General features: G+C 37.8%; 19 protein-coding genes and 1 tRNA gene. 6 read left to right on the top strand and 14 right to left on the bottom strand.

From position 1 onward, the window contains the following. Positions 1-24 precede the first annotated feature (24 nt). The 7 genes from lysS to V9G42_01450 form a co-directional block, all read right to left on the bottom strand. Positions 25-1,749, bottom strand: a complete 1,725-nt coding sequence (gene lysS, locus V9G42_01420) for a lysine--tRNA ligase (GenBank protein MEI2758072.1) — start codon at positions 1,747-1,749, stop codon at positions 25-27. Between the two features lie 301 nt (positions 1,750-2,050). Continuing rightward, positions 2,051-2,884, bottom strand: a complete 834-nt coding sequence (gene tsf, locus V9G42_01425) for a translation elongation factor Ts (protein MEI2758073.1) — start codon at positions 2,882-2,884, stop codon at positions 2,051-2,053. Positions 2,885-2,910: 26 nt separating this feature from the next. Then, positions 2,911-3,780, bottom strand: coding sequence for a 30S ribosomal protein S2 (gene rpsB / locus V9G42_01430; protein ID MEI2758074.1), 870 nt, complete (start codon positions 3,778-3,780; stop codon positions 2,911-2,913). A gap of 19 nt (positions 3,781-3,799) precedes the next feature. After that, positions 3,800-4,186 (bottom strand): 30S ribosomal protein S9, encoded by a 387-nt coding sequence (rpsI, locus tag V9G42_01435; GenBank protein MEI2758075.1) that lies wholly within the window; start codon positions 4,184-4,186, stop codon positions 3,800-3,802. A gap of 6 nt (positions 4,187-4,192) precedes the next feature. Further along, positions 4,193-4,642: a 50S ribosomal protein L13 gene (gene rplM, locus V9G42_01440; protein ID MEI2758076.1), complete on the bottom strand. Its 450-nt coding sequence runs from the start codon at positions 4,640-4,642 to the stop codon at positions 4,193-4,195. Between the two features lie 308 nt (positions 4,643-4,950). After that, positions 4,951-6,090: an N-acetyl-alpha-D-glucosaminyl L-malate synthase BshA gene (bshA, locus tag V9G42_01445; protein MEI2758077.1), complete on the bottom strand. Its 1,140-nt coding sequence runs from the start codon at positions 6,088-6,090 to the stop codon at positions 4,951-4,953. Between the two features lie 64 nt (positions 6,091-6,154). After that, positions 6,155-9,091: a glycoside hydrolase family 3 N-terminal domain-containing protein gene (locus tag V9G42_01450; protein ID MEI2758078.1), complete on the bottom strand. Its 2,937-nt coding sequence runs from the start codon at positions 9,089-9,091 to the stop codon at positions 6,155-6,157. 198 nt (positions 9,092-9,289) lie between these two features. On the opposite strand from V9G42_01450, the gene V9G42_01455 reads away from it, so the two are divergent. From V9G42_01455 to V9G42_01475, 5 genes are all read left to right on the top strand, one after another. Further along, positions 9,290-9,748, top strand: a complete 459-nt coding sequence (locus V9G42_01455; GenBank protein MEI2758079.1) for a DUF4920 domain-containing protein — start codon at positions 9,290-9,292, stop codon at positions 9,746-9,748. Continuing rightward, a complete protein-coding gene (locus tag V9G42_01460; protein MEI2758080.1) occupies positions 9,741-10,187 on the top strand; it encodes a hypothetical protein in 447 nt (148 codons plus the stop codon). The genes V9G42_01455 and V9G42_01460 overlap by 8 nt, the downstream gene beginning before the upstream one ends. 1 nt (position 10,188) lies before the next feature. Further along, complete coding sequence (locus tag V9G42_01465; GenBank protein ID MEI2758081.1) at positions 10,189-10,944, top strand: hypothetical protein; 756 nt, start codon at positions 10,189-10,191, stop codon at positions 10,942-10,944. Positions 10,945-10,946: 2 nt separating this feature from the next. Next, positions 10,947-12,182 (top strand): glycosyltransferase N-terminal domain-containing protein, encoded by a 1,236-nt coding sequence (locus V9G42_01470; GenBank protein MEI2758082.1) that lies wholly within the window; start codon positions 10,947-10,949, stop codon positions 12,180-12,182. 64 nt (positions 12,183-12,246) lie between these two features. Next, positions 12,247-12,320: transfer RNA gene (locus V9G42_01475), tRNA-Met, on the top strand. A gap of 66 nt (positions 12,321-12,386) precedes the next feature. On the opposite strand, the gene V9G42_01480 is transcribed toward V9G42_01475, so the two are convergent. From V9G42_01480 to surE, 6 genes are all read right to left on the bottom strand, one after another. Next, on the bottom strand, positions 12,387-12,830 hold the full coding sequence (locus V9G42_01480) for a VOC family protein (GenBank protein MEI2758083.1): 444 nt from the start codon (positions 12,828-12,830) through the stop codon (positions 12,387-12,389). A 136-nt stretch (positions 12,831-12,966) separates the two neighbouring features. Continuing rightward, positions 12,967-13,503, bottom strand: a complete 537-nt coding sequence (locus V9G42_01485) for a hypothetical protein (GenBank protein ID MEI2758084.1) — start codon at positions 13,501-13,503, stop codon at positions 12,967-12,969. 30 nt (positions 13,504-13,533) lie between these two features. Continuing rightward, on the bottom strand, positions 13,534-14,652 hold the full coding sequence (gene lpxB, locus V9G42_01490) for a lipid-A-disaccharide synthase (GenBank protein ID MEI2758085.1): 1,119 nt from the start codon (positions 14,650-14,652) through the stop codon (positions 13,534-13,536). A gap of 5 nt (positions 14,653-14,657) precedes the next feature. Next, positions 14,658-14,945 (bottom strand): hypothetical protein, encoded by a 288-nt coding sequence (locus tag V9G42_01495; GenBank protein MEI2758086.1) that lies wholly within the window; start codon positions 14,943-14,945, stop codon positions 14,658-14,660. A gap of 2 nt (positions 14,946-14,947) precedes the next feature. Then, positions 14,948-15,232, bottom strand: a complete 285-nt coding sequence (locus V9G42_01500; GenBank protein MEI2758087.1) for a hypothetical protein — start codon at positions 15,230-15,232, stop codon at positions 14,948-14,950. After that, positions 15,225-15,995 carry a 5'/3'-nucleotidase SurE gene (surE, locus tag V9G42_01505; GenBank protein ID MEI2758088.1) on the bottom strand — a complete coding sequence of 257 codons (771 nt, stop codon included), beginning with the start codon at positions 15,993-15,995 and terminating at the stop codon, positions 15,225-15,227. The genes V9G42_01500 and surE overlap by 8 nt, the downstream gene beginning before the upstream one ends. A 168-nt stretch (positions 15,996-16,163) precedes the next feature. Here surE and V9G42_01510 point away from each other — a divergent pair, with 168 nt between their 5' ends. Further along, positions 16,164-17,090 carry a hypothetical protein gene (locus V9G42_01510; protein ID MEI2758089.1) on the top strand — a complete coding sequence of 309 codons (927 nt, stop codon included), beginning with the start codon at positions 16,164-16,166 and terminating at the stop codon, positions 17,088-17,090. Here V9G42_01510 and V9G42_01515 read toward each other — a convergent pair. After that, positions 17,087-18,709 (bottom strand): CTP synthase, encoded by a 1,623-nt coding sequence (locus tag V9G42_01515; GenBank protein MEI2758090.1) that lies wholly within the window; start codon positions 18,707-18,709, stop codon positions 17,087-17,089. The genes V9G42_01510 and V9G42_01515 overlap by 4 nt on opposite strands. Positions 18,710-18,748 lie beyond the last annotated feature (39 nt).

Below are 18,748 nucleotides of genomic sequence, written 5' to 3' on the forward strand. Positions count from 1 at the left end.
GAAGGGTATTACTAAAAAGTCTGATTAAGCATCAATCCAGCTTTTTACATCATCCAGCGTTACCATACTTACATCAAGTTTAAGTTTCTTGCGCATGCCACCCATGTCGTTAAATAATTTGTTGGGATTAACTTCTTTGAGTTGTTGTTTTGAAGTGATTCCCATTCTTGAAATAACATCATTCCAGGGTGCAGGAATATGTGACAAACCCATGTCCGTTGCTGCGTTCGTTTCAATAGTCTCGGGTTTCATCTGTGGAAAAAACAATACATCCTGAATACTTGCAGAATTTGTCATAATCATACTCAAACGGTCAATGCCTATTCCTAAACCTGCTGTTGGTGGCATTCCATACTCAATGGCACGAAGAAAATCTTCGTCAAGTTGCATGGCTTCTTCATCGCCACGTTTGCCAAGTTCAAGTTGTTCTTCAAATCTATTACGCTGATCAATAGGGTCGTTCAACTCAGAAAATGCATTACACATTTCTTTACCATTACAGATAGCTTCAAATCGCTCCACCAATCCGGGTTTGCTTCGGTGCTTCTTCGCCAATGGCGACATCTCAACCGGATAGTCTGTTATAAATGTTGGTTGAATCAGATTGGGCTCACACTTGCTTCCGAAAATTTCGTCAATAATTTTCCCTCTTGCCATAGTATCATCCAACTCTATTCCCATTTGAGCGGCTGCCTTTCGCATAGCTGTTTCGTCCATTTCACTTACATCAACCCCGGTGTAATGTTCAATTGCTTCATACATGGTAAATCGCTTCCATGGACGTTTGAAGTCAATAGATTTATCTCCTACCGTCACCACTGTTGAGCTATGCAATTCAATAGCCACCTTTTCTACCATCTCCTCCACTAAATTCATCATCCATTCGTAGTCTTTATAGGCAACATACAACTCTATTTGTGTAAATTCCGGGTTGTGAAAACGACTCATCCCTTCGTTTCTGAAATCTTTTGAAAACTCATACACACCATCAAAACCACCAACAATCAGTCTTTTCAGATATAGCTCGTTGGCAATGCGCAAATACAAAGTCATGTCCAGTGTATTGTGATGCGTTTTAAACGGTCGCGCTGCAGCACCACCATACAAAGGTTGAAGAATAGGTGTTTCTACTTCAAGGTATCCTCTTTCATTCAGGTAATTGCGGATGGTGTTAACTAACTGAGTACGCTTACGGAATGTTTCTTTTACCTGCGGATTAACTATTAAATCAACATAACGCTGACGGTATCTTAAATCCGGGTCAATAACGGCATCAAAAACTTCTCCGTCTTTTTCTTTTACAATAGGTAAAGGACGAAGTGATTTACATAATAGTGTAACTGAACTTGCATGAATAGAAGTTTCTCCTGTTTTAGTTTTAAAGACGTAGCCTTTAATACCTATGATGTCACCTATATCAATAAGTTTTTTCCAAACTGTATCGTACATAGTTTTATCATCACCTCTACAAATCTCATCACGTTTTATATAAATCTGAATTTTCCCTTCTGCATCCTGAATTTGTGCAAAAGCAGCCTTGCCCATATCTCTTACACTCAAAATTCGGCCAGCAATACTGATTTCTTCTTTTCCTGCACCAAAACGTGCTTCAGCCTGTTCAAAGTTTTCAAGAATATAGGTGCTCTTTGAGTTTACTTCGAACTTCTCAGCCGGATATGGATTTATGCCCATTTGTAAAAGCTCATTCAGTTTTTCTCGTCTAATTTGTTCTTGCTCTGATAACGCCATTGTTTTAATAATTTGATTACAAAGATACATGTTGCTGCTTGCAATTATCAATTTCGGTCTGATAGTAGTTTTTTCCGATTAGGTGGTCACAATTTCCCGATGGGGACAAACTATTTGCCTTCTCAACAATACATGTCTAATATTGAATCGTTAATTAAAGATTAATCACTGATAAAATATTTTTAGTTCAGGGTGGGTTTAACTTCCCCCGTCAGCAAAACTGACGGGGTTTTTTTATGTCAGTTATCCATAAAAAAAGCCACCCTTTTGGAGTGGCCTTATGTGTATTGTTATGGTTTAGTTAACCAATTTGAACACGTTTGAAAGCTTTAACGGTAAGCCCTTTTTCCACTCCATCTAAATACTGACGAATGGTTTTCTTATCTTCTTTTATAAAAGCCTGATTCAACAAAGTTGATTCCTGATAAAATTTATTCAGTTTACCCATTGCTATCTTCTCAATCATATTTTCAGGTTTACCTTCTGCACGTGCCTGTTCTTTTCCAATTTCGATTTCGCGATCCAATGTACTTTGATCTACATCGTCTTTGTCAATTGCAACAGGATTCATAGCGGCAATTTGCATAGCCACATCCTTACCTGCTTCATTAGCAGCAGTAGCAGATGATAAACCTACCATTGAAACAACTCTGTTTCCTGGGTGAATATAAACCACCACCTTGGGAGCTTCGATTACTTCATAACGTGTAATTTCAATCTTCTCACCAATTTTGCCAACCATCTCAATCAGTTTTTCACTGATTGTTGTGCCTTGTAATTGTAAAGCCAACAATGCATCAAGACTTGCTGCATTATTTGTCAACGCTGTTTCAAGAACATCTTCTGCAAATTTTACAAACTCTGCATTTTTAGCAACAAAGTCTGTTTCGCAACTTAAAGCAACTAAATATCCTTTAGTAGCATCATTATTGGTCTTTGCAACAATATATCCTTCTTTTGCTTCGCGGTCTGCTCTATTTGCGGCAACCTTCTGTCCTTTTTTACGAAGCTCATCAATGGCTTTTTCAAAATCGCCATTGGCTTCCATCAGTGCTTTTTTGCAATCCATCATTCCTGCACCTGTCATCTGACGGAGCTTGTTTACATCGCTTGCACTAATTGTTACTGTACTCATTATTGTAATTATAAATCTTTAAAATATTAATCTTTTTTTCTTGTGGTCGGCTTACGGCTGCGTGTGGCAGCTTTTTTAGCAGGAGATTTTGACTTTCCTTCTCCTGACTCTTCACCTTCTTCTGACATTGCAAATTCTTTTTCGCCATCACCTCTTTCTCCACCTTCTTCTTCAGCAGCAGCTTCACGTTCACGATCTGCTTCTTTGTCCATTTTACGCTCTTCAAGACCTTCTTCAATAGCCTTAATCATGGCATTCATAATTAAAGAGATTGATTTTGTTGCATCATCGTTTGCCGGAACCGGAAAGTCAATCAATGTTGGGTCTGTATTGGTGTCGCAGATAGCAATGGTTGGGATGCCTAATTTCTGTGCTTCAGAAACCGCAATATGCTCTTTTAATACGTCAACAATAAAAAGTGCTGCCGGCAAACGCGTTAGGTCGGCAATACTACCTATAAGTTTTTCCATTTTAGCTTTCTGACGAGATACCTGAAGGCGTTCTTTCTTAGAGATGTTGTTGAAAGATTCGTCTTTCATGAAACGATCAAAGCCTGTCATTTTCTTTACCGACTTGCGCTGTGTTGCGAAGTTGGTTAACATACCACCGGGCCAACGCTCAGTGATATAAGGCATGCCAACAGACTTGGCTGCATTGGCAACGATTTCTTTTGCTTGTTTCTTAGTAGCAACAAACAATATTTTTTTGCCTGATTTTGCAATTTGTTTTATGGCAGCGGTAGCTTCTTCAAGTTTTGCAGCTGTCTTATTCAAATCAATAATGTGAATTCCGTTGCGCTCCATAAAAATATAAGGAGCCATTTTAGGATTCCACTTACGTTTCAGGTGTCCGAAATGACAACCTGCATCTAACAATTCCTGTGTATTAATAGACATTTTTTGCTGGTATAATTTTTTAACGTTTGCTGAACTGGAATTTCTTACGAGCCTTTTTCTGACCACTTTTCTTACGCTCAACCATTTTGGGATTACGTGTCAGGAGTCCTTCTTTTTTCAAAGCCGGACGATTTTCTGGATTCATTTCGCACAATGCACGTGAAATAGCTAAACGGATAGCTTCTGCCTGTCCTGTTATTCCTCCACCCATTACATTGGCTTTAACATCAAACTGCTCGTTTGCATTGATAACTGCAAATGCCTGTGTTACTTTATTCTGAAGTGGACCAGTAGTGAAATAGTTTTTGAATTCACGATTGTTGATTACAATAGTTCCTGTTCCCGGAGTCAGATAAACACGCGCTACGGCTGTTTTGCGTCTTCCTATTTTATGTATATTATTCATTGCCGATTAAATATCTAAAGTTATTTTACGGGGATTTTGTGCTTCATGGCTGTGTTCACTGCCAGCAAATACCCTTAGGTTTTTCTTTATAGCGTTTCCTAATCTGTTTTTAGGAAGCATTTTATGAATGGCATTTTCCAGAATTCTTTCAGGATAAGTATCTATCAGTTTCTCCGGTGAAGTAAAACGCTGACCTCCGGGATAGCCCGTGTGGCGCACATATACTTTCTGTGCCATTTTTTTTCCGGTAAGTTTTACCTTCTCGGCATTGATAATAATTACATTATCTCCGGTGTCAACGTGAGGTGTAAATCCTGGACGGTGTTTGCCTCTTAAAATCTTAGCCACCTCGGATGATAAACGGCCTAAAACCATATCGGTTGCATCAATCAGCACCCACTCTTTTCTGGCAGTTTTCGCATTCAGCGATATTGTTTTGTATGATAAAGTATCCACAGTATTATGTATTAACCTTTTACAATTGGGGTCGCAAAAGTAACACTTATTTTCAAACCAACAAACGTTATAAACAAAATAGTGTGAACAGTTTGCCAATATTAATCAACCGTTTTCTGTTCCTATCTGCAATGATTTTAAAATATAATTGATTATCAGATATTTAAATAAATTGATGCGCTATACATTTTGGTCGCATTATTCACAACAAATCATTGAAATGGGTTTAAAAGGCCTACCTCAGACCATCAATTTTTATTCTTTTATGATAAAAACATTCTTGAAAAAACAAATGAAAATGCCGGAACTTACGGTGCAACTGTAAAATTCTGAATAATGGACTGATAGTAATTTTCGTAACGCGGAAGGATGACGTTAATATCGAAATCGGAAGCTCGCTTCAATGCATTTTGCTTGAAAATGTTGAGTGTTTGATCGTCCTTTAATATGTGATAAGCTTTCTCCGCCATATCTTCAATGTCGCCAACATTACTTGTAAATCCTGTCACACCATCTAAATTTAGTTCAGGCATACCTCCGGTATTTGATGAAATTACCGGCACCTGGCAAGCCATGGCTTCTAATGCAGCAAGTCCAAAACTTTCTGTTTCACTAGGCATGATAAACAAATCACAAACAGATAAAATTTCTTCTATAGCATCCTGCTTACCTAAAAATCTAACATCATCACACAATTGCAGTTCACGACAAAGTTTTTCGGCACCGGCCCGTTCATCACCATCACCAATCATCAGTAATCGTGAAGGTATTCTTTTATGAATCCTTGCAAAAACCTGTATTACATCGTTCACCCTTTTAACTTTTCTGAAATTAGAAGTATGTACCAACAGTCTTTCTCCTCCTGGCGCAATGGCTCGTTTAAAATGGTCTTTTGGCTTTTTTGAAAACCTTTTCAGATCAATAAAATTATGGATGACTTCAATATGTTTGGTGACTTCAAAATTTGCATAGGTATCGCGCTTTAAACTTTCTGAAACAGCTGTCACACCATCACTTTGGTTGATAGCAAAAGTCACCACAGGCTCATAACTGTTATCGCGGCCAACAAGTGTAATATCTGTACCATGCAACGTGGTTATTACCGGTATATATATTCCCTTTGAAATCAGAATCTGTTTAGCAAGATAAGCTACGGATGCATGGGGTATGGCATAGTGCACATGCAAAACATCTAACCCCTCATGCATGGCCACATCAACCAACATGCTTGTTAATGCTGACTCATAAGGTGCATATTCAAACAACGGATAGTTACTTACCGATACTTCATGATAGGAAATATTTTCAGAAAAAGAGTCGAGCCGTACCGGCTGACTGTAGGTGATAAAATGAATACGATGACCCTTAGCTGCAAGTGCTTTGCCAAGTTCTGTAGCGACAACTCCACTGCCTCCAAAAGTGGGATAACAAACTATACCTATTTTCATACTGTAAGAATCAATCAACAAGAATAATGTTGATTTGTTTAACAGGTTGTAAAAATAGTTTCTTTCAACGTATTTTTCTTAAACAATCGTAAAACACCTGCTGTATTTCTGTTCTCACGCTTAGCTTACTGATTTTTTGGTTAGAAGCTGTTGGATAAATACGGTTAGAGAGAAAAACATAAACCAACTTATTGGAAGGATCGGCCCATGTGCAGGTGCCTGTAAATCCCTGATGGCCGAAAGTTTGCGGTGATGCACTTTTACATGTCGGGCTTCCTTTTGCAGGATTTGTTTCGGGTTTGTCAAACACCAAACCTCTTCTTATTCCGGAAATAGGTGCTTTCGTAAATACATCAACAGTAGCTTTGCTAATATACTGCTTACCGGCATAGCTGCCTCCATTGAGTAACATTTGCATGAGCACTCCAACGCTCTGCGCATTGGCGAATAAGCCTGCATTGCCTGCCACACCACCCATCAACGCTGCTGCCGGATCGTGTACATACCCCTGAACCAAGGTGTGCCTGAACACTGTATCATCTTCCGTAGGTACAATGTCTGCTAATGGAAATTTATTGCGAGGATTAAACAACAAATGACTCAATCCCAGTGGCTGATAAAATTCTTCATTGAGCAATACATCCATCTTTTTGCCTGCCTGCCTTTCAATAATTTTTTGCAATAGCAGCATTCCTAAATCAGAATATACATATTTTCCTTTTTCCGTTAATGGTGAATCTTTAATACTTTTATCTATTCTGACATAAAATTTAGGGTTCATAAAAAGACTGTCTGTTACCTGCACAGTATAATCATCATGCAATGACGAAGAAAAATATTTTTTCATCACTTTACCATTCTTAGTAAGTCCTTCTTTATAGAATGGAATCCAGGCTTGCAATCCTGCAGTGTGTGTCATAAGCTGTTCAACTGTTAATGACCCTTTATTGGTATTTCCATAATCAGGCAGGTAATATTCTATTGTCTGTTTTAAGTCAAGCAGATTATGGTCATAAAGCCACATGGCTGCAAGAGCAGTGGCATCAATTTTTGTAACAGAGGCAATATCATATATCATATCATTTTCCACTGCTTGTGTATCTGCATAAGTTGTAAAGCCAAACGATTTGTTATAGATAACCTTACCGTCAACCGATGCATATACCTGACATCCGGGAAATGCTTTTTGTTTTATGGCATCATTAATTAAGGAGTCCACTTTTTGCAGACATGTTAGATCAATATTTAACTCAGCAGGCATGGTATATTTTACCACACCCGTTGCCTGAAGATTCAGACCATCACCACGATGAAAGGTTAAGCCGGGTGTTACAGGCAATCTTCCATTGAAAGGGACAGCACCAAACAGTGCCTGTGCAGTTATGTGTTGTGGCAGATAAGTGTCTTCGTAGGCAATTATCAGAGCTTTCGTCTGATCGGGAATAACCAATTTATTCAGACAATATGAATTTCCAAACAACACAACAATAGCTTTGGTGCGCATAGAAACTTTTTGGATAACCGAATTCATGCTTTCAGTAATTCCAAAATTAAACTGAGGCTTGGTTGTTGTGTTATGAATGCTGACAATAACTTTTGTGAATCCTGATAATACTGCGGCAATGCTGTCCACGGTGGCAGGAGAAGCATCTTTTGACATTACAAAATTCTGAACAGGTGCAAATAGCGACAATGTTTGCTGAAATGCATTCTCAAGAGTATCGTTAATTACCAATGATGCAATCCGCTCAGAAGAACTGTTTTGCAGTGGTAAAACAGCATCATTTCTGAGTAGTGTCAGCGACTTTTCATACAAACGATAGTTGAGATATGAAGCACCCGCATTGTTTAAATCATAATACAGATTTGTCGTGTCAACAGGAGTATAGTTGTTTAAACCAGCCCAATGCTTGGCCATCAGAATTTTTCTGACTTTTTCATCAAGAGCACTTTTGCGCAACTTTCTTTTCTGAAGTGCAGTATTTATTTTTTCGATAGCCGGCTTCACATTCTCCGACATTAATAAAATATCATTACCAGCCAACAAAGCCTGCAATTCAATATCACCCGGTTTGGCATCGGCTACAATGGCACCTTTCATATTCAATGCATCGGTAATGACGAGTCCTTTAAAGTCTAAGTCGTCTTTAAGATAGCCGTTGATAATTCTTTTAGACAATGATGCAGGATAGTTCTCATCGTCAAGTAATGGAACATTCAGATGGCCTGTCATAATACTGCTGACCCCATTCCTAATAAGCTGCCTGAAAGGAAACCACTCTAAAGTATCTAACTCACCGGCAGATTTATTGATTACCGGCAAGGCATAATGCGAATCTGTATCTGTATCTCCATGACCGGGAAAATGTTTTCCACATGCAAGCACATGCTGATGTTGCAAGGCCTGCATATAAAATATTCCACCTTGTGCTACTTCAAATTTATCATCACTAAATGAGCGTGTATTAATTACAGGGTTCTGCGGATTATTGTTGATATCAATGTCAGGAGCAAAGTTTAGTTGAATACCCATACGTTTACATTGTGATGCAATTTCGGCAAATGCTTCATTAAGCAAACTGTCATCATGCATGGCCGACAAGGTCATTTGACGAGGAAAGCGAATGGTACTGTCCATGCGCATACTTAGCCCCCATTCGCCATCAATACTCACCAACAAAGGAATTTTAGCTGCTTTCTGCATTCTGTTAATACACTGTGCCTGACGATATGGCCCTCCTTTAAAGACAATCAAACCTCCAAGATGATAATTACGGATTAACGATTCTAATGAATCCAAATCTTTTTCAGGCCAAACACTTTGCATCTGTACCATAAAAAGCTGACCAATTTTTTCATCAACAGTCATTTCATCAAGTACACTATCGGCCCAATGATAAGATACAGGGTTAATAAATCCGGGCAGTTTCTTCTGCGAATAAGAAACTAAGGGAAGCAGCACCGTGAATAAACAATAAAGCGATTTCTTTAAAAACATCATGCAAAGGTATTTTCATAAAGCAAACTTTTTGCCTTTATACAATAGAGTAAATAACAGATTTATGTTAGAAAACCTTTATCTTAAAAGCTTCCGTCAGGGTGTTTGCTTAATGAATAGTTGTTTTTATAGTAATAGAATGAAAAAGACTGTATTTTAATTAAATCAAAAAATTACCTTTGCAATTCAAAATTCAATTACATGCGTACAATTATATTAGTTGCTTTTGCAACAATGATGAGTCTGACATTGATGGCTCAGGATAAAAAAGTTTCTCATTTCGGAAAAAAAATCACTGAAGAGAATGCACAACCAGCTTCTGTTGTTGACAGAATGTTAACTACAAAAGATACCGTGAATGTTAAAATTCAGGGGAAAATTACAAGTGTTTGTCAGAAAAAAGGCTGCTGGATGATGATGGAAACCGCTGATGGCAATACCATGCGAGTGCGTTTTAAAGATTATGAATTTTTTGTGCCTAAAGATTGTGCCGGGAAAACTGCTGTTATTGAAGGAATAGCTTTTAATGATGTAACCTCTGTTGCAGAGTTGAAACATTATGCTGAAGATGCCAATAAACCAAAAGAAGAAATAGAGAAAATTACCCAACCTGAAAAAAAGCCTGCATTTGAAGCAGAAGGAGTAATAATTTATGAATAAAATATTTGTCATAGCAGGAATCATGTTCTTGCTGTATGTATCATCCTATCAATACAAAACAGTATGGACAAATGCTGCGTTTGCAGATACTACCGATATTAATCCCAATAAAAGCAGTGAGCTTTCGTTACTGATGCGAGAGATGTACAACCATGCTGCCGAAGCACGCAAGGCAGTAAGCGAACAGCGGACAGTTTCTTATCCAAAAACATTTTTAAACATCAATACAGCAAAGCCAACTGATGATAAAACAAAAAATGAGTATTACACAACGTTTGCCGACTTATATCTTCAGACTTTGGAAGGTTATGAAAATTCAACCAATGCAAACAGAGTTAAAAGTTTCAATAATGTTGTAAATGCATGTCTGGCTTGTCATAGCAGTCATTGTCCGGGACCGGTACCAAAAATTAAACGACTATTAATTCCTCTTGATTAAAATGCAGATTAGAGTTTTTTTATTTGCCGTACTGATTTCGTTTTCTTCACTACAGACTACAGCACAGGCATTGGTACGTGATTCTGCCATTCTCATCCCATTTTTTGGTGTGGGAGGAGAATTTCATTTACCGGGTGGTGATATGAAAGAACGCTTTGGTGCTGATTATGGAGTGCAAAGCGTTTTTGGTATTAAGACACCAAAGAATTTTCTTTATAGTATTCAAGGTGGATTTTTTTTCGGCAATAAAATCAATCAACCCGGATTACTTGCAGGTATTGCATCTAGTTATGGAACAATAATTGGTAGCGATGGCCGCACAGCAGATGTCAGACTTTTTGAAAGAGGATATCACATCAGTGCACAGGCAGGAAAAGTGTTTGCATTCAAAAAACCAAATCCAAACAGTGGCATCTGGATTAGTGCAGGTGCAGGATTTATGCAACATAAAATCAGAATAGAAACCATTGGAAACACCGTAAAGGAGCTTTCTAAAAAATACAAAAAAGGGTATGACAGACTTACCAACGGAATTATTGTTGAAGAATTTGTTGGATATGTTTATTACGGAAATAAAAAGCTGATTAACTTTTATGCAGGATTTAATTTTATTCAGGGATTTACACAAGGGCGCAGAGACTATCAGTTTGATACTATGAAAGCCGATGATCAAAGTCGTGTTGATTTGTTATTTGGTTTTAAAGCCGGTTGGATAATTCCCTTCTATACCAATCCTGATAAATATTATTACTATTAATCATGTTGCTGCTTTATTCCATAGGAATAAGACTCTATCATTTAGCAGCAGCACTTGCTTCACCTTTTAATGCTAAAGCAAAAGCTTTTACTGAGGGTCGAAGAAATTTATTTCAAAAAGTACAGCAAGAACTACAAAACGAATCTGCCAAACGCATTTGGTTTCATTGTTCTTCTTATGGTGAATATGAGCAAGGTAAGCCTGTTTTGCAACAAATAAAAAAATTGTTTCCGCAATACAAAATTGTGCTTTCCTTTTTCTCTCCATCAGGATACAAGCAGGGTGCTAAAGAAAAATTGGCTGATTATGTTTTTTACTTACCCTGTGATAGCATCAGTAATGCACGTAAATGGTTGGATTGTATAAATCCAAACATGGCAATATTTGTTAAATACGATTACTGGTTTCGCTATATGAGTGAGTTGAGCAAGCGAAGTATTCCATTTATCTACATCTCTGCTGTGTTTAGAGCTAATCAATTTTTTTTCAAATGGTATGGAGGCACATTTATTAAAGAATTCAAAAAAGTAACCCGATTTTTTGTTCAGAACAATACCTCACTCCATATTTTAAATCAAAAAGGAATAACCCGGGTTGAAGTGAGTGGCGATACTCGTTTTGACAGGGTAATTCAATTGCCGGGATTGGAATTTATGGATGAAAAAATTGAAAGTTTTATTGCAGCAAAAAAAATAATTGTGGCAGGCAGCACCTGGCCGGAAGACCATCATTTACTGGCAGATTATTGTAATTCCACAGAAGTAAAACTGATATTGGCACCACATGAAATACATGAAAGTTCTTACAAAGATTTTATTGCTGCATGTAAAAAAAATGTAGCGTGTTATAGCAAGGCTACAGAAAATGAATTATTAAAAGCCGATGTGCTGATTATAGATAAAATTGGCATGCTTTCTAAATTATATCGTTTTGCAACAATAACCTACATAGGTGGAGGCTTTGGTAAAGGAATACACAACACACTGGAAGCAGCTGTATATGGCAAGCCTGTAATTTTTGGTCCTAATTTTCAAAAATTTGAAGAAGCTAAACAGTTGCTTGAGTCGGGAGGTGCATTTACAATCAGCAACTCTAGAGAATTGAAAACTATTTTTGATGATTTATTAAACAACAATAAAAAGCTGGAGCAAGTCGGTGAAATCTGTCAAAATGTTGTGAAATCCAATGCTGGCGCTACAATGATTATCACCAATTGGCTTCAAAACCATCTACATTAAGGGAAATTTCTACAAATTGTTTTTACATTTGAAAGGGAATACTACTTTTGCAGCCTCAAAATCAGGCGAGGTAGCTCAGGTGGTTAGAGCGCAGGATTCATAACCCTGAGGTCGGGGGTTCAATTCCCCCCTTCGCTACAAGAAGAGGCTGTCATGATTTATTACGACAGCCTCATTTTTTTTGAAACCTAAATTAATAGAAAATCAAATCTGACCTTTATACCTTGGATCAAAATCCACCATCCATTCAATGCCGTATTTATCTCTGAACATACCAAAATAAGAACCCCAAGGACTGTCTTCCAACGGACATTCTATTTTTCCTCCGGCAGATAAACCATTAAATAACTTATCTGCTTCTTCTTTGTTCTCTGTACTAATAGAAATTTTACTTCTGGTTTCATTTTCATTGTGTTTTCCCATTGACTCAGGCGTATCGCTTGCCATTAAAACATCGGTTTTACCTATTGGTAGCGCAATATGCATAATTTTATTCGCCTCCTTTTCCGACATTGGAAAATCAGGGTTTGAAGGCATGTCTTTGAAACGGACTATTGTTACAAACTCACCGCCAAAAACTGATTTGTAAAAGTTGAATGCCTCTTCGGCATTACCATTGAAATGAATGTAAGGATTGATACTTGCCATTTATTTTGATTTTAATGTGTTTATATTATTAGAAATTTGCTTTAGAAAATTATTTTTTCAATCAAAGTTGAATTACAATGAATGTCTCTTCTAACAATTTTCTAAGCCGTTATTTAATTTCAACTGCTATGTAGCTTCAATTATTCTTTATGCTGATTCTTTTAAAGAACCCATTCATAACTTTAACTGTATCGGTAGGAGAATTAAAATTGATGGCATTAAATGAAAACATTCCCTCTGCCGTACTGTCTGTAACATTGATGGTATTGAAAGTTAAGTTGGCAGTACTTGCAATGTAGGTAACAGAAGTTGAATTTTTGACAAATGTTGCCTGTGCATTACTGACAGTTCCTATGCTCAGTGAACCGGAATAAATTATAGTTAGTGAACCTAAATCTGATGATCCTGAAACAAAAAATGCACCATTTGCATACTTACTGGTGATGGTATTAAATACAGCCTTAAAAGTATCGGCATCAACCATTGCAGTCATAGTTGCCTGACAAAGTGGACATGGTCCGCCACAGTCAATATCTGTTTCGCCCTGATTCATGATGCCATCATCACAAGTGGCAGCAACTTGTGGCTCATTATCTGTTTCTGCTTCCTGCTTCTGACATGCAGAAAGCATTAAAGTAGCAATAAGTATAAGAATATAGCTTGCTGTTTTCACAAAAATAATTTAGCATAAAAATAAATAAATTTATTGTACAACCGTGTTCTTCAGAAAATCAACCATTTTTCGTGCTGTTTTTTCTGATGCCCCAGCCATGCCCAACTTAGCTTCCAACTCATCATAACCTGCAAGGATGTTGCCTCTATACTTTTCGTCTTCGAGCAACAATTTCATTTCTGCAGTCAGTGTTTTTTCATTCATGTCGTCCTGAATGAGCTCCTTTACCAACATGCGGTCAAGTATAAGATTTACTAAAGAAATGTATTTCACCTTAACTAATTGCCGCGCTATAAGGTATGAAAAACGGTTGCCTTTATAACATACAATTTCAGGTACTTTAAACAATGCTGTTTCCAATGTGGCTGTGCCACTGGTAACCAATGCAGCATAAGCCTGCTGCAAAATATCGTAGGTGTGGCCATGTATAATGGCAATATTCTTTCCGGAAATTGTCTGATAAAAGGAATCAGGAATGTTGGGTGCTGCTGCAATTACAGGACTAAAATTTTTAAATGCTGAAACAGCTTTCAACATCACAGGAAGCATTTCTTTTATTTCCTGCATACGGCTGCCCGGCAACAGTGCAATAATTTTTTTGTCATTATCCAACTGCGACAATGCCTTAGCCGGTTGATGTTTTATTTTTTCAATCTCATCCAGCAATGGATGTCCGGTAAACTCAACTTCATAATTAAACTTCTTATAAAAATCTCTTTCAAATGGCAATATCACAAACATCTTGTCCACATCGCGTTTAATTTTGTGTACACGCGATTGTTTCCATGCCCAAATCTGAGGAGATATGTAATAAAATACTTTTACACCTTGCTGTTTCAGAAACTCTGCAATCCGCATGTTGAATCCCGGATAGTCAACAAGAATTACCACATCAGGTTTAAAGGTTAGAATATCCTTTTTACAGGCTTCTAGGTTTTTAAAAATAGTTCGTAAGTTTTTTATCACTTCCACAAATCCCATAAATGCCAGCTCGCGGTAGTGTTTAACCACTTCTACTCCTGCAGCCTGCATTTTATCACCACCCCATCCACGCAAAACAGCATCTGTATCATATTTACGTAGTTGTAATACCAGATTGGATGCATGCAAATCGCCCGAAGCTTCACCGGCAATGATGTAGTAGCGCATCGGTATCAGAAAAATTTAAGATAAACAATGTAAAATCCATAAATGAATGTTGCAGCAATGACTCCGCGCGATCCGTTCAATTTACCAAATTTATCAAACACAAAGAATAATGCCAGGTTAGCAAGCAAACTTAAGCTGATAGCTGCTGCAAGTGTATTGTTTGCCACCAGAGTGTTGTAAAAGCCGGTAAAATTCATTTGACGGAATAGTCCAATATAATAGAGATAAAAACCAATTAACGGTGCAAGAAGGCCACCAATAAATCCTGTTATAAACTTATCTTTACTAAACATGATTATGATTTTTTAATAAGATAAAATACAAATAAGGCAAAAATAAAAACACTAAACATCCATCCACGGGCAAAGTGTTGTTTTTGAAAGTTAACCATCATTATTCGTAAAAAAACAAGCTGCAGTGCAAACACTATAAAATACAATCGTGGAAATGCCAGATAATCCTTTAGTGCAGATGTTGCAATTAACACTTCGGTGCGACTGATAAGCAGCCATGCAAGCACTGACACAATCAAAGCCAACAGTGCGCCTATATGAAATGTGTCAGGAATTTTCTTAAACATTCCAATGCAACTTGTTTAATATGGGAATGGCATGATGCGCTGTAAAGTCAAATTCAACAGGCACAACAGAAACATATCCATTTGCCAACGCCCATTCATCGGTATCTTCTCCTAAATCGGGATTGAGAAACTTTCCGGTGAGCCAATAGTATTTTTGTTGCGCAGGATCCAATCTTTCATCAAACTCTTCCTTCCATTTTGCCATTGCCTGCCGGCAGATTTTTAATCCTTTCATTTCTTTAAGCGGAAGGTAAGGAATATTTACATTTAGCAACAGTTCGCGCCAGGGGCCGCCCTGCAACACCGCACGTGTAACAACACCTGCATAATGACGTGCTGCTGAGAAGTCAGCATCAAACTTATAGTTTAATAAGGAAAATCCAATGCTTGGAATACCTTCTATAGCACCCTCCATTGCGGCAGACATGGTTCCTGAATAAATAACGTTGATGGAAGAGTTGCTTCCGTGATTGATTCCACTTACACAAATATCGGGCTTGCGATTTAAAATTTTATTGACCGCCAGTTTTACACAATCAACGGGTGTACCGCTGCATTGCCAGGCGTCAATTCCTTTAAACACATCTACTTTATGCAAACGTAACGGATTGTGAATAGTTATGGCATGACCCATGCCCGACTGTGGACTATCCGGTGCAACAACAACCACATGGCCTATTTCGCGCATGGCCTCCACTAAAGCATGTATGCCATTTGCTGTAATACCATCATCATTGGTAACTAAAATTGTTGGTTTCGACATGCTGCGAAGATAACAGTATTTTACTTGCTTTTGACCCTCAGTTGTTTAGTTGTTTTTGGGGGGCCGTATTAATCTTACGCTTATGTGTATAAGTCTATGATAACTCTAATATGTTCTCTATTGACTTTTGCAATTTTCCTTTATATTATTGAGAGATAAATATAATTTATGAATCATCTCATTCGCTACTTTTTTTTAATAGCTGTCTTTGGCTTGTCTGCCTGTAAAAAGGAAGAGAATAATAATGTCACTCCCGAAAAAGATATTGAGAAATTTTTCAGTGAGACAGGTGCTCCTGTACAACAATTTTCTTTTTCGTCTGCTGCCAACATCAACCAAACAACTGCAGCAGGAAATACTTTTATGATTTCTGCCGGAAGTTTCACCAAAACAGATGGTAGTGCAATAAGTGGAAATATTGATATAAAGCTACGGGAATGTGTAAGCAAGCGTGACATTATTCTTTCAAATCTGACTACACAATCTGGAAATAAATTTCTAACAACAGGTGGTATTTTTTATCTTGCAGCTTACCAAAACAATGTTGCATTAAGTTTGTCCAACGGCAAAACCATCAACTACTTTCTCAATTCTTCTTTCGGTAACGGACAGATGCTGCATCGTTATTACAGCAGTTCTTTACCTCTTGAAAATAAAAGTAATGATGTTTCATGGACAGCTGATGCCGACACTCAAATGATAAATCTGTTAACCTCTTCCAGTCAAGCGCACTATGCCTATGTAATGAAAAATACAGGTTGGCAAAACGCAGCAGAACCGGTTTTCAGCAATAGTAACAGAAAAAAAATAACTATTGACACCGGTACGGATTATGAAACTTCAAATACTGCCGTTTTTGTTTCTGTTGATGGCAGCAATACCATTTGTAAAGCCAAATCTGTTACACTAGGTGTTTGGGAAGTAGAAAACTTTCCTTTAAATCTACATGCAACGGTGGTGGCATTGGCGAAAGTCAATGATAATTACTTCTTTTCAAAATCATCGGTACTTGTCAGCACTGATGTATCTGTACCTTTAGTAATGAATTCCATTACCTTATCCGCATTAAAAACAGAATTAGAGCAACTGCCTTAAATCTGTAAGGCTCCTTTGGCAAATTCGCTGGCTGCCTTCACAAATCTTACAAATAATGGATGAGGATTTTCTACCGTACTTTTATATTCGGGATGAAATTGAACACCTACAAACCATGGGTGGTTTTTTATTTCAACTATCTCCACTAAGTTATCAGTAGGATTTATTCCTGTGGCAATCATACCGGCATCTTCAAACCTTTTCTGATACTTACTGTTAAACTCATAACGGTGCCGGTGTCGCTCATAGATTTTAGTTTTGCCATAGGCATTTGCTACCTTACTTCCTTTTACTAAAGAGCAAGGGTACTCTCCCAGTCGCATGGTACCCCCTTTTGCAGAGATCTCCTTTTGCTTGGCCATCAAGTCAATAACAGGATTTTTTGTCTCCTTATTCATTTCCGAACTGTGCGCATCTTTTAGCCCAAGCACATTGCGTGCAAACTCCACTACTGCACATTGCATGCCCAAACAAATTCCGAGAAAAGGAATTTTACTTTCCCTTGCGTATTTAATAGCTGCTATTTTTCCTTCTATACCTCTGTCGCCAAAGCCTGGAGCCACTAATATTCCCGACAAACCTTTAAGCTTATCGGCAACATTGTGTTCATCAATTTTTTCGGAATGTATCCACTCAATATTCAACTTACATTCATTAGCAACACCTGCATGAATAAATGCTTCGGCAATTGATTTATAAGCATCTTTAAGCTCAATATATTTCCCTATCAACCCGATTTTTACTTCAGACACCGGATGTTTTAATTTGCCCAAAAAAGACTTCCATGCCGTAAGGTCGGGTTCTTGTTTGAATGATAGTTTTAATTTATTAAGTACTACTTTATCTAATTGCTCTTTGAGCATGTGCAACGGAACTTCGTAAATGCTGCTGGCGTCAACAGCTTCAATAACGGCATTGACATTTACGTTACAGAATAAGGCAATCTTTCTGCGCAGATCGGCACCAATAGGTTTCTCGCTACGGCAAACCAAAATATCAGGTTGCACACCATATTCGAGCATGGTTTTTACTGAGTGCTGTGTGGGTTTGGTTTTTAGTTCTCCTGTAACATTCAGATAAGGTAAAAGTGTAAGATGAATAACACAACAGTTGCTGCCCATTTCCCAAATCATCTGACGGATAGCTTCCACAAAAGGCAATGACTCAATATCACCAACGGTTCCACCTATTTCAGTAATTACTATATCATACTCACCTGTTTCACCTAAAATTTTAATCCTTCTTTTTATCTCATCAGTAATGTGAGGGATTACCTGAACAGTCTTTCCCAAAAAAGCACCTTCGCGCTCTTTATTAATTACCGTTTGATAAATGCGCCCGGTGGTTACGTTATTTGCCTGAGAGGTGGGAACGTTTAAAAAACGTTCGTAATGCCCAAGGTCGAGGTCTGTTTCTGCACCATCATTAGTAACATAACATTCTCCATGTTCATATGGATTTAATGTTCCCGGGTCAACATTGATATATGGATCTAACTTTTGAATGGTTACTCTATACCCGCGTGCCTGCAACAATTTGGCAAGAGAAGCAGAAACAATCCCCTTACCTAATGATGAAGAAACACCACCGGTGACAAAAACATACTTTACAGCGCTCATAAGAAAAGGTTGTGGTGATACGGGATGCAAAAGTAACGT

The organism is Bacteroidia bacterium, from assembly GCA_037045145.1.
Lineage (GTDB): Bacteria > Bacteroidota > Bacteroidia > AKYH767-A > OLB10 > OLB10.